This window comes from Ruminococcus sp. (genome assembly GCF_024691275.1).
Lineage (GTDB): Bacteria > Bacillota > Clostridia > Oscillospirales > Ruminococcaceae > Ruminococcus.
Map to the genome: position 1 here is coordinate 26,095 of NZ_JAILNU010000109.1, position 12,652 is coordinate 38,746.

Genomic DNA, 12,652 nt, shown 5'->3' on the forward strand with positions numbered 1-12,652 from the left:
TTATTTTACACGGCATATCGCCAATTTATCATTCATTTGTTTTTAAGATCGACCTTTCATATCAAACATTCGTATCAATAAAAACAAGTGTTACACTTTCTCAAAAAAATTTTTTGAGAAATTATGCGGCACAGGCAAAATAATGCTTTTCTGTTATGATAATCCCGCGAATTATCAGGATAAAAGTGATAAACTCACTACAGTTGTGAGCTTATGCTTTTATCGCATTGAGCTTTTTAATTTGCTTCCGGCATATCTGTCTGAGCGGTGTAATTTGCGTAACCGTATTTATAATCGTAATGTTCATTAGTCTAATTATTTAGTTTATTTACACACAATAATTGACTTATAAACAATATAATGTTATAATAATGTTGAATTCTTGATTTGGGGGGATATAAATGCAAGAATTGCTCGATCGAAAAAAGGGGCTTCACAGGACAGTTCTAATTGTCGATGACGAAGCTGTAGAAAGAGAGATCCTCGGTGCCATGCTAAATGACCAGTATGAAGTCATTTTTGCAGCAAACGGTTTGACGGCTCTCGATATAATCAAAAATGAAAAAAACAGACTTTCCCTTATTCTTCTTGATCTGCATATGCCTGAGCTTGACGGCTACAGTCTGTTGAAGATACTGCGTTCCAACGGCGAGTTATGGCGGATACCTGTTATTGTGCTCACCTCCGAAAAGGGAGCTGAAGTCAAGAGCCTTCAGCTCGGTGCGGCTGATTTTATTTCCAAACCCTATGAAGCTCCCGATGTAATCAGGGCGAGAGTTGAACATTCCATTGAGCTTGCCGAGGACAAGATCATTATTCTCGAAATGGAAAGAGATGGACTGACAGGGCTGTTTAACAAGGATTTCTTTTTTGAGTACGCAAGAAGACTGGATAATCAGAACAATAATATGCTTATGGATGCCATTGTCCTTGATGTAAACCGTTTTCATATCATAAATGAACTCTACGGAAGAGCTTACGGGGATTCTCTTTTAAAAAAGATAGGCAGCAGTATCCATGAGCTCGTTTGTCAGACAGGCGGACTTGCCTGCCGAAGCAGCAGCAATAGTTTTGGTCTATATGTTCCTCATATCGAAAAACCTAAGGAACAGATCCCGCAGTTTATATCTATGATAGAAGAAAATCTTGATGACCGCAAGATAAGTATCAGAATTGGAATATATTCTGATGACGGCAGTAAAGTTGATATGGAACAGCGCTTTGAACGTGCCGGACTTGTCTGCCGCAAAATTAAAAATAGCTATTCTACCTGTTTTGAGATATATAATGATGAATTGCACTGTAAAGAACTGCACTCGGAACGTCTGATAAATGATATGGATAAGGCTCTTGCCGAAAAGCAGTTCAAAGTCTTTTATCAGCCTAAATATAATATATGCGGCGATAAGCCTGTACTGAAAAGTGTTGAAGCCCTTGTACGCTGGTTCCACCCTGAATATGGTGTGATACCTCCCAACGAGTTCATAACTCTGTTCGAGGACAATGGTCTTATCAGGCTGCTTGATGTATATGTATGGAATGAGGCGGCAAATCAGATAAAACAGTGGAAGAATGAAGGATTTGACATTCCTGTATCCGTGAATGTTTCAAGAGTGGATATTTTCAACCCGCGGCTTTCAGAGATCCTTATTGATATAATTGAAAAAAATGGTATTGAAAGTAAATCTCTGCTGCTTGAGATAACTGAATCGGCATATTCTGATAATGCTCAGCAAATAATCAATGCTGTAATGATACTTCGTGAAAGAGGCTTCAAGATCGAGATGGACGATTTCGGCAGCGGTTATTCTTCCCTCAATATGCTCTGCTCACTTCCTATAGATGCGCTGAAGCTTGACATGGAATTTATCAGAACTATATGCACCAAAAAGAAGGATTATCGTTTGGTAGGAATAATGATAGAGATCGCAAGACTGCTTGAAGTGCCTGTTATTGCGGAAGGCGTTGAAACAAAGGAGCAGCTTAACCTGCTGAAAATACTTGGCTGTGATATAATTCAGGGATATTATTTCTCAAAGCCTCTGCCTGCTGATGAAATGACTTCTCTTATAAAATCTGAGGCAAGGAGTGATTGAATCATGCTTACGATCGAAAAACTCAGAAATTTCGGTGCGGATGTTGATGATGGACTCATGCGCTGTATGAACAAAGAGGATTTTTATCTGATGCTGATAAAACGCGCTCTCAGCGATCCCAAATTGTCTCAGCTCGAACAGCAGATAAATACTAAGGATTATTGCCCGGCATTTGAAACTGCTCATGCGTTGAAGGGTATGTATTCAAATCTTTCATTGACTCCTTTGACAATTCCCATAAGCAAAATGACAGAACTTCTCCGCAGCGAAACAGATACGGATTATTCTGCCCTTATTATGGAGGCAAAGTCACAGTTCCAAAAGCTGTGCAGCTTGTAATGTATAAAACGGGAACAGTTCTTTGAGTTGCTCCCGTTTTGCTGTTTTATTTCGGCTGAGTTCGTGAAATAGAAAATGTATGTATCAGTATTATTTATGCAGCAGGAAAGGCGGTAAAAATATATGGGCAATAGAACGGTGAATGATATGCCAAAGCCGTATTTATCAGGCATTGATGTCTGGTCAATGGCTTTTGGCTGCATGGTTGGCTGGGGAGCTTTCGTAATGCCGGGAACTACTTTCATGCCTATTGCAGGTCCTGTCGGTACGATAATAGCTATGACAGTCAGTACGCTTATAATGCTGGTTATAGGCTACAATTTTGCTTTCCTTATGAATCATAGTCCCGGAGCAGGCGGTGTTTATTCCTATACCAAAGAAGCCTTTGGAAGGGATCATGCCTTTCTGAGTTCATGGTTCCTGTGTTTATCTTATCTTACGATCGTTTTCCTTAACGGAACGGCTCTGTTTGTTGTGCTGAGGACTATTTTCGGAGATGCCGTGCAAACGAGTTTCCATTATACTGTTTCGGGAAACAACATATATATGGGCGAGATACTTGTTTCGGTTACCGCGCTTGCAGGCGTTGGCGTTCTGTTCATTACGGCTAAGAAGATACTACATAAGATACATTCTATTCTTTCTATCATAATGATAGCGGGAATACTATCTCTTGCCGTGATATGCATACCTCATGCTGTTTCAAATAATGCACTGAGTATAATTGGCATGAAACACACACATATTACATACGGCATATACAGTATAATTTTTCTTGCTCCATGGGCTTTTGTCGGATTTGATGTAATTTCCTTTGATACTTTCAATTTTAAATTCAACATAAAAAAGTCCAAAGGAATTATCTTTACAGCCATTATCGTTGCAGGCATTGCATACACTGCAATGGCGATAGTCAGCATCTCTTCCGTTCCTGACGGATATGCGGACTGGACAGAATATTTTGCTGATTTTGGCAATCTTTCAAATGAAAAGGCAGTTCCTACATTTTATGCCGCAAAGGCTATAATAGGAACGCCAGGACTTATCCTGATAGGCATTACGGCTCTGGCAGGTGTACTAACAGGGATAATCGGAGGATATCGTGCAACTATCCGTGTTCTGTCAACTATGGCAGATGACAGGATACTCTCCGAAGTATTCTCAAAGACGTTATACAGTACACTTTTTATTATGATTTTTTCTATTACTCTTGCACTTTTCGGCAGAAACACGCTGAGCTGGTTCGTTGATCTTACATCATTCGGAGCAATAGTGGGTTTTGGATATACTTCTGCATCGGCATACAAGCTTGCCAAAGCCGAAAAACTGAAAAAAGTCAAGATAACAGGCATGGTCGGCACGATCATTTCAATAATATTTGTAATAGTTCAGCTCGTACCAAGACTGACGGCTATGGAAGCAATGGGAAGTGAATCGTTTCTGCTTCTTTCATTCTGGTGCCTGATTGGATTTGTTTTTTACTGGAGGACCATCACGCGCAGTACATTGTTTGAATACAGCAGCATAGCAACGTCGGGAGTTGCCCTATTTGCACTTTTGATATATTCGGCATTCCTTTGGCTTGCAAAACATATTTTCTCAAGGGAGAACATCAAGCAGGTGCATTATTCTATCATATCTGGTGGTATAGTTCTAATGGTGATCGTATTCACGGGACTTGTCATAATGATATATATTCAGAGCCTTGTGCGAAAGAAAAATGAAGTTTCAGAGCTTGAACGCATACGTGCAACAGAAAGAAATAACGCAAAGAGCCGTTTCCTTTTCAATATGTCGCATGATATCCGCACTCCAATGAATGCGATCATAGGATATACGGGACTTGCTTTGAAAGAGCCGGCATCTGAGGAGCTTCATAATTACCTCCTGAAAATAGAGCGTTCCAACCGCCATCTGCTTACACTTATAAATGATATCCTTGAAATGAGCCGAATTGAAAACGGGAAAATGGAAATAGAATGTATTCCTGCGGATATTTGCAGCATATTTGATGGTGTCCGTGAGCTGTTTGAGGAACAGATGAAACAGAAAAAAATGGACTTTAAAGTTGAGACAGTCGGCGTAAAAAACAGGTATATATGGTGCGATGTAAAAAATCTTAACCGTGTCATTCTTAATCTGCTCAGCAATGCGTACAAATTCACTCCTGAGAAAGGCAAAATAAGCGTTTCCGTTAGTGAGGAAAGCAGCAGTGAAACAAACTTCGGATCATATGAGATAACAGTAAGTGATAATGGTATCGGAATGTCCGCAGTATTTGTGGAAAATATGTTTTCGCCTTTTGAACGCGAACGAACTTCGACTGTCAGCGGTATCGAAGGAACAGGTCTTGGACTCTCGATCACCAAAAGCATAGTTGATCTTATGGAGGGAAAGATCGACGTAGTTACATCTCCGGGAAACGGAACAAAAATTACTTTGCATCTGAAATTTCAGCTTGCTGATGAGGCGGACATCGTTAAAGATGAGAGCATTGCTGCTGAATCTGACGAGGGTATACAGTTTACAGGCAAGAGAGTGCTTCTTGTTGAGGATAATATGATAAACATGGAAATAGTGAATATGATTCTTTCACAAGCAGGATTTAAAGTCGATACGGCTGAAAACGGAAAGGTCGCCGTTGAAAAGATATCCTCGTCCGAGGCGGGGTTCTACGATGCAGTACTTATGGATATCCAGATGCCTGTCATGGACGGTTATACAGCCACGCGGAATATACGTCAACTTGCTGACAAGGAACTTGCAGGGATACCCATCATAGCAATGACAGCAAATGCGTTCAAGGAAGATGCAGACGCTGCGATAGATGCTGGAATGCAGGCTCATGTTGCCAAGCCTATAGATGTGGATATTCTGCTGAAGACGTTGACTAAAGTGTTGTCGCAAAAATTCAGGGCATAGCGTGTATGTTACGTACACCGATGTAATTTAAGCATACGTGAAACTTTTTCCGCTGAAAATGAAAAGACAGCCGATTCACACCGACTGCCTTTCAGGGGATATTAAAATTTGGAGAAATCTTAATTAAACGTGCCGATCACCGATCCGATGCTCGGCACTTTTTTGTGTTTTTACGCTAAATTATGCGCGTGTGTGGATCTGACCACCTGCGAGAGTCTTGCCGTGAGCCTTAGCCATATCAGAAATGTTTACATTCTGGTAACCATTCTGTGCGAGCCATGGGAGTACTTCCTCCATAGCTGCTGCTGTTGTTTCATAGTTCTCATGGCAAAGTACGATAGCACCCTCAAGTGAACCGTTCTGTGCTGCCTGCTTGATAGTATTTACGATCTGATCCTTTGATGCCTTATCCCAGTCCTTTGTGTCGATTGCGCATGAGATAAGCGGAACGTCGTAAAGTGCAGACTTGACCTGTCCGCCGCCATCAAGGAAAGGAAGTCTCATGATGTGTGAAGGCTCTGTGCCTATAATGCTCTTGAGCTTGCTGTTGCACTGCTCCCACTCGCTGCGGATCTGCTGTGAACCAAGTGAACCGAGTGATTTGTGAGACTTAGTGTGGTTAGCAACTTCCATGCCGTTCTGATATGCGAACTTGACCTGTTCATTTGTCTTTATCCAGTCACCTACATAGAAGAATGTAGCTGTCATGTTGTTCTTGATAAGAGCGTCCATAATTCTGTATGCCGGATCCTGTCTGTTTGTTGCGCTTGCACCGTCATCGAATGAGATAGCGCAGAGCTTCTTTGTTGTATCAATCTGACCCGGATCAGGTATCTTTACCTTAGGAACCTTTCCTTCACCGCCTGTAACGACAGATGATTTTGTGCCTTCTGCGGCAACTAAAACATCGTCAATGTAGAAATCCATAAGATCACCTGAATCCTGGATAGTCTCAACATAAAGTATCATATTGCCTGCGTTGTCAGGGATAGTAAATGATGTGTTTTCAAGCTTTGTCCACTCGCCGCTCTTGCATGAAGCCTTAACGACAGATGTATATGTTGCGCTGTCTCCGTCGCCCTGCTGGAGAGAAATCTGGATAGTAGCTGCGCTTCCTGAAACCTGAAGAGCTGCCAGGCTGATGCTGTATGTCTGACCTACCTTGAAATCTGAACCAAGAGCGATCGCTGCACCGTTCCACTCAGCACTTCTGCCTGTAACGGAAAGTGACTTGCCTGATGTGCCGTAATATGCATCATTTGTTGCTGAAACAGATGCGGCACCTCTTCCTGTCCAGTCGCCGATACCTGAATCAAAGTCGGATTTTACGGAACCGCCTGCTGCCGGAGCAGAAGTCGTTGTAGTAATTATTTCAGGTGCCTTTGTGGTAGTAGTTGTTGTAGTTGTTGTTGCAAGTGTGACATTGAGCTTATCGGAATAGCTTTCCGGAAGCTTTGAAATCAAGCCTAAGAGGAATTTCTGGATAGTAAGAGCATCAGTATTGGTGATACCGCCGCCTGCTTCGCTTACGTCTGCATTATAGACGCCTGCACCGCTGAGCTTATACTTATTCGGGTTTGCAAGTGACTGCATGATAAGAACTACGTCGCCCATGTCAACGCTGCCGTCATTGTTAGCATCGCCCCACTTTGTTACTTTGGCATCAAATTCAGCCTTTAGATCAACAGTTGTTACAGGTGCTGTTGTAGTTGTGGTCGTTGTTGTAGTTGTAGTAGCTGATGTAGTTGTGGTAGTTGTAACTACAGTTGACTCAGAAGCCTTGAAAGCATATCTCATGAATGTGTAGAGATGAGGCTTTACAGAATCTGCACCGTGTCCGCCGCCGGGTATAGACTGGTAAACATGCTCAACGCCGTTTCTTGTGAGGATATCGCTGTATGATTTCGGGAAAGTACCTACGACCGAGTCATTTGTACCGCCTGTTATCATAAATACATACGGCTCAGGACCTACGTCCCTGAACTTCATTTCGCTCTCCTGCATACAGCCGGGATGAGTCATGAACATATCCTTGCCTGGGGTGATACCGGGAGCAGGACAAGCTCCGCCAACATATGCAAAGAGATCGGGACGCATAAGACCGATGTAGATAGCTTCTCGTCCTCCCATTGAGAAACCTGTGATAGCTCTGTTTTCTCTGCCTGTCTTTACAGAATAATTAGATTCTATATAAGGGATAAGGCTGTCAGAGATATCATAAAGGAAGTTGTCGTAAGCTTCGCAGGTTTCCTGATTGATACCGAAGCCGCCGCCCTGATTGCCTTTCTTGCTTGTGAACTGGCTTGGGAGAACGATTATCATTTCCTCAGCCTTGCCGTTTCCGATAAGACCTGCAAGGAGTTCCTGAACGCCCATACCGCTTACCATGCTGTTCTCGTCGCCGCCTATGCCGTGGAGAACGTACATTACAGGGTACTTCTTGCTTGAGTTGTAGTTAGGAGGAAGAACAACGTTGCAGCTCTTCTGTCCGCCTGTGAATTTACAGTTGTAAGTTTTCTTCTCGACCTTGCAGGCACCGCTCTTCTCGCTGCCTCCGGGGACAGTTGTAGGCATATCGTTCTTTATCTGAGCGTTCATGCCTGATTTTGCGTTACCGCCATTGCCGGCGTCATTGCCTATATTGCCGCCGCCATTATTGAAGCCGCCTGCCATTCCGCCCCAGTTCATGCCGCCCCAATCGCCGAAGCCGCCGCCTACATTGCCGTCTGTAACAGTAACTAAATCAATGTTTACATTTGCGGCTGTAGATGAGAATGGTACACTTGCTGCGATCATCATTGCAGATAATGTTCCGCTGATGATCTTCTTCATTTTTGAAATTTTCACTTCAATCACTCCTTTGTTTGTTTAAAGCAAATTTATGATTTCAGTAATCCCCGTGAGTTATGAACTCTGTTTTTATCTTTTATTATTATAAATCTAATTTGTTCAAAAATCAAGTCATTTATTGCGACGATTGTATATATTAGCTAAAATTATGCAAAAATAAATTGAGTTTAATCTGAATATTAATTAAATTCAGCTATTTATCCATGAAAAAGCTTAATTAAATATTTTTCAGGATCATTATAAAATGCTGAACATTTTATGAAAGATCAATTTAGGAGATGTGGGTTCATGACAAGCTGTTAAGCGTCCATTTTATTCCCTTTGCGAGCCTTGTATCGGGGTTGCTGAAATGTCCGCCCTCGTTCCATTCAAAGATATGGCGGGATACATTTGTATCGCCGCAAATGATCTCATATTGCCGCCGTGTGCAGTCGCCTACGGCAGCCATGATACGGTCACGTGCTCTTTCCTCACGGTCGCCGAGACTGAGATAGACAGAGCTGCTTTTCGGAGCAGAGTGGCTTTCTGCGTATTTTATCCAGTCAGGGTATTCTCTAGTTGAAACCTTTTCCGAAATTTGAGCATAATATATCATTCAACTGCTGTCTATCCTGCTCCTGTGAGCAGAGCCAGTCTACGATATATTGCTCAATTTCTGCACAGAATAGCGGAGAATACCATTCGTTGCAGATGCGCAGTTCAGTCAAGAGTATAGTATATGTGTTGTGTTTCGAACGCGGTATTTTATCGGGAATATTGTTGCGGACCTCGTCAACATGGCCGTTGAAAATCTTGATAAAATCTCCGTTATTGCAGCCGCGTTCGGTTCTTTCTATCATACTTGCGTCAAGACGCTTGTTTGAAGCTCATAACATATTTTTTGCAAAACAACTATTGTCCGTTGCAAAATCATATATTATAATCATTTTAGGGATAGAAACGAGACGAGATCACACCTCGTTTATCTCGTCTCGTTTTGAGTGTATTAGGGCGCTTGAATACTACCCCTTTATGTATGAGATGCCTGTGGCGTCCGTGCCCCCTTCTTCCGCAGCATTAGCTAATGATTGCATCAGTTTTCTCAGCAGTTTATGAGGGATCCCGTATGGCTACACCCTCGCTGTATCGAGGGAGAATGGAGAAGTTTATGGAAAACAATAAGAAAATCACAGGCAGAAATATCGTGGTAAACGATTTCGAGATTGCTCCATACGATCCGAATTCAGTACGAGCCAAAATGCACTAAAATTGTAATAATCAAACTTTTCTGCATTAACGAAATCCGGCTCCTGGGCAGAACTCAGCAAGATCAAAGGGATCGGTGGTAAGCGCCTTGAGGAGATAATGGTCGTTATAGCGAAATTCTTAGAATAATAAATGATAAAAAGTGTTATGGGACGGCTTGAAGCCGTCATTTAAACATATAGTATTTGACGTATATTCGTGTGACAAACGATGTATTTTTAACTATTTTCATGTTGTTTAAGATTCATACACGCAGTTTAAGTTGATAGCGGAGCTAACGAAAAATGCCTGTATCTCGATGTTCAGCCGAAATACAGGCACAAAAAAGCGCCTCGTCATCTGACGAGGCGCTGGTGAGACATGAGGGATTTGAACCCTCGACCCTACGCTTAAAAGGCGTATGCTCTACCGACTGAGCTAATGTCTCACAACAGAAATAATTATATCAAATTTTTGATGACTTGTCAAGCCATTTTTAATCTTTTTATAATTCCGCGCTTTCATTCAACTATCACAATACTTTTTTATATAATATGACGTTTTTTCAAAAATTGTATTGACATTTGCATATATACATGATATAATGTTTAAGTCGTCAAGAGATGTGCTTGTAGCTCAGCTGGATAGAGTGACTGGCTACGAACCAGTAGGTCGGGGGTTCGAATCCCTCCAGGCACGCCATTAAAACCTCACGTTTTTACGTGAGGTTTTTGTTTTTTACTTGAAAAAAACACATCTGTATGATAAAATAAGAAAAACTACAAAAAAGGGGATAGACAATATGCGAAAAGTTCTTTCTGCGGTCGCAGCGATAGCCGTAATGCTCGCAGGCACATCTTTTTCAGATGCCGGCACCAGCATTTCAGCTGAAAGCACGAACGGCTCCATAAAAATAATGGCTATAGGCGATTCAATAACCGACGGGTACGGTATTTCAGGCTCGTACAGAAAATACCTGTATCACGAATTGACACAAAAAGGCTATTCAATTGATATGGTAGGTTCAAAGAGCAGCAGCTTTACCGCCGAATTCACCGACAGCGAAACAGGCGAACGCTTCAGTTACGACGACGACAATACAGGCTACAGCGGCTATGCAATAAAAGAATATCCAGGAAGGAACGGTATTCTCGAAACACTAAAATCAACAAACTGCCTTTCCGCCTGCAAGCCCGATATCGTAATTTTACAGATTGGCACAAACGATGTTATAGACAATTACGATATGGAGAACTCATATGCAAGAGCACAGGAACTGATCGAATATATTCTGGAAAATATCTCTGACGATTCAGCGCTTTTCGTTACTACTATACCAGATGTCGAACCTAACCGAACCGAAGTATACAACTGGTTCAGCAATTACCGCCATTCTCCCGACTGGCAGACCAATTATCCCGATGATGTCGCCGAAGAGAAAATTCTTGATACACTTCACAGCTATAATACCGATCTCACAGCATTGGTACAGAAAATGGCTTCCGAAAACGAAAAAGCAACGCTGACAGGTTCAAAGTCACCTTACCTATGCAGCGCAAATGTCTCAAAGGCAATTACAGACGTAAAGTCTCAACTCGTTGACGGTGTTCATCCGAACAATAAAGGATACAAGCTCATGGGAGAGTACTGGTCATGTGTTATCGACTCGTACCTGTCAGGCAGACTTCCTGAAGACAGGGCATATCAGACCGAGGACCTTGAAGAACTCCAAAAATTCATACTCGGCATTCCTCAGAATAAATTAAGCTCCAAAAGCTTTAAAGAAAGATACGATCTAAACAATGACGATATCGTCGATATTTTTGATGTTGTAACTCTCAGAAAAGAACTCATAAAATAATATTTTGATGCAGTGCACAATTCCTATTGACTAAATATGAAAACAACGATATAATTATATCAGTATATCCGTTTCGAACATATAATATTTTGAGGTGATAAAATGCATAAACTTGAAGAAAACATAAACAAGCTCACCAAAAATATCCTTGGTGATTACATAGATACCCGTACCATAGACGAAATCAAAACTTTCGATCACCCTGATAATGAAGATATCGTCGAGATAATCGAAGCCCTTAGACGTATCATATTCCCCGGATACTTCAGGAACAAGAATTACAGAGTATATACTGTAAGGAACAACATCTCAATGATACTTGAAGACGTTATCTTCAAGCTCATCAGACAGATATCCATCGTGCTCAGATATGATGAAAAATATGTTTCACTGGAAGAAAACGAAATACGTACAACCGCCGAACAGATAACCTTTGAATATCTCAGCAAGATACCTAAAATACGTGCGCTTATAGAAACTGATGTTCAGGCAGCATACGACGGCGACCCTGCTGCATATAACAAAGATGAGATAATCTATTCATATCCCGGACTGTATGCGATACTCGTAAACAGACTTGCTCACGAGCTTTTCCTGCTGGGAGTTCCTCTTATCCCAAGAGTAATGACCGAACACGCTCACAGCAAAACAGGTATAGATATCCACCCCGGCGCTACTATCGGTAAATACTTTTTCATAGACCACGGAACAGGTATAGTTATCGGCGAAACAACAGAAATAGGGGATTATGTTAAGGTTTATCAGGGTGTTACACTGGGAGCTCTCTCCACAAGAGGCGGACAGTCCCTGAGAAATAAAAAACGTCACCCTACCATCGAGGACAACGTTACTATCTATTCGGGAGCATCTATTCTCGGCGGTGAAACGGTAGTCGGCAAGAATGCTGTTATCGGCGGCAACGCATTCATCACACGTTCTGTGCCCGCAGGTGCAAAGGTCAGCATCAAGAATCAGGAACTAAGATACAACTTTGAGTCTTCAAAATCAGTAAAGAGCTCCGAACTTGATCCTGAGGAAAGCTGGTTTTATATAATTTAAGCTTTCTCAAAAAATTTTTAGACTTTTTTTGGCGTAATATCGCGACTTTTTTGATCTTCAAAAAATTTTTTTGAAAAAATTTCAAAAAAGGGGTTGACAAATCAATAAAGCCGTGCTATAATATTAAAGTCGTCGGGCGAGAGACCTGATGAACAGAAGAAAAGCGTGGGGGTTTAGCTCAGCTGGGAGAGCATCTGCCTTACAAGCAGAGGGTCACAGGTTCGAGCCCTGTAGTCCCCACCAATTCTTTGGCCTCGTAGTTCAGTTGGTTAGAACGCCTGCCTGTCACGCAGGAGGTCGA

At 41.9% G+C, this 12,652-nt stretch carries 7 protein-coding genes and 3 tRNA genes; 7 read left to right on the plus strand and 3 right to left on the minus strand.

Annotated elements, in window-relative coordinates; all coding sequences use genetic code 11:
• Positions 1-401: 401 nt before the first annotated feature.
• The 3 genes from K6G33_RS13395 to K6G33_RS13405 all read left to right on the plus strand — a co-directional run bounded on the left by K6G33_RS13395 (position 402) and on the right by K6G33_RS13405 (position 5,357).
• Entirely contained in the window at positions 402-2,096 is a 1,695-nt protein-coding gene (locus tag K6G33_RS13395) for a bifunctional diguanylate cyclase/phosphodiesterase (RefSeq protein WP_296780444.1), read from the plus strand.
• A 3-nt stretch (positions 2,097-2,099) separates the two neighbouring features.
• A complete protein-coding gene (locus K6G33_RS13400) occupies positions 2,100-2,435 on the plus strand; it encodes a hypothetical protein (RefSeq protein WP_296780446.1) in 336 nt (111 codons plus the stop codon).
• 123 nt (positions 2,436-2,558) lie between these two features.
• A complete protein-coding gene (locus K6G33_RS13405) occupies positions 2,559-5,357 on the plus strand; it encodes an amino acid permease (protein WP_296780448.1) in 2,799 nt (932 codons plus the stop codon).
• A 180-nt stretch (positions 5,358-5,537) separates the two neighbouring features.
• Here K6G33_RS13405 and K6G33_RS13410 read toward each other — a convergent pair whose 3' ends face one another.
• From K6G33_RS13410 to K6G33_RS13420, 3 genes are all read right to left on the minus strand, one after another.
• Complete coding sequence (locus tag K6G33_RS13410) at positions 5,538-8,204, minus strand: carbohydrate binding domain-containing protein (RefSeq protein WP_296780450.1); 2,667 nt, start codon at positions 8,202-8,204, stop codon at positions 5,538-5,540.
• A 289-nt stretch (positions 8,205-8,493) separates the two neighbouring features.
• Positions 8,494-8,802 carry a hypothetical protein gene (locus K6G33_RS13415; RefSeq protein ID WP_296780452.1) on the minus strand — a complete coding sequence of 103 codons (309 nt, stop codon included), beginning with the start codon at positions 8,800-8,802 and terminating at the stop codon, positions 8,494-8,496.
• A gap of 1,001 nt (positions 8,803-9,803) precedes the next feature.
• Positions 9,804-9,879, minus strand: a tRNA-Lys gene (locus K6G33_RS13420).
• A gap of 177 nt (positions 9,880-10,056) precedes the next feature.
• Here K6G33_RS13420 and K6G33_RS13425 point away from each other — a divergent pair.
• The 4 genes from K6G33_RS13425 to K6G33_RS13440 all read left to right on the plus strand — a co-directional run bounded on the left by K6G33_RS13425 (position 10,057) and on the right by K6G33_RS13440 (position 12,594).
• Positions 10,057-10,133: transfer RNA gene (locus K6G33_RS13425), tRNA-Arg, on the plus strand.
• 100 nt (positions 10,134-10,233) lie between these two features.
• Complete coding sequence (locus tag K6G33_RS13430; protein ID WP_296780454.1) at positions 10,234-11,292, plus strand: SGNH/GDSL hydrolase family protein; 1,059 nt, start codon at positions 10,234-10,236, stop codon at positions 11,290-11,292.
• A 102-nt stretch (positions 11,293-11,394) separates the two neighbouring features.
• Positions 11,395-12,351: a serine O-acetyltransferase EpsC gene (epsC, locus tag K6G33_RS13435; protein WP_296780456.1), complete on the plus strand. Its 957-nt coding sequence runs from the start codon at positions 11,395-11,397 to the stop codon at positions 12,349-12,351.
• A gap of 167 nt (positions 12,352-12,518) precedes the next feature.
• A tRNA-Val gene (locus K6G33_RS13440) sits at positions 12,519-12,594 on the plus strand.
• The last annotated feature ends 58 nt before the right edge of the window (positions 12,595-12,652 follow it).

What these genes read in the sequence shown, in the direction of transcription:
- K6G33_RS13405 (WP_296780448.1), top strand. Translation starts at nt 2,559, where the DNA reads ATGGGCAATAGAACGGTGAATGATATGCCAAAGCCGTATTTATCAGGC.
- K6G33_RS13430 (WP_296780454.1), top strand. Translation starts at nt 10,234, where the DNA reads ATGCGAAAAGTTCTTTCTGCGGTCGCAGCGATAGCCGTAATGCTCGCA.
- K6G33_RS13415 (WP_296780452.1), bottom strand. Translation starts at nt 8,802, where the DNA reads ATGATATATTATGCTCAAATTTCGGAAAAGGTTTCAACTAGAGAATAC.
- epsC (WP_296780456.1), top strand. Translation starts at nt 11,395, where the DNA reads ATGCATAAACTTGAAGAAAACATAAACAAGCTCACCAAAAATATCCTT.
- K6G33_RS13400 (WP_296780446.1), top strand. Translation starts at nt 2,100, where the DNA reads ATGCTTACGATCGAAAAACTCAGAAATTTCGGTGCGGATGTTGATGAT.
- K6G33_RS13395 (WP_296780444.1), top strand. Translation starts at nt 402, where the DNA reads ATGCAAGAATTGCTCGATCGAAAAAAGGGGCTTCACAGGACAGTTCTA.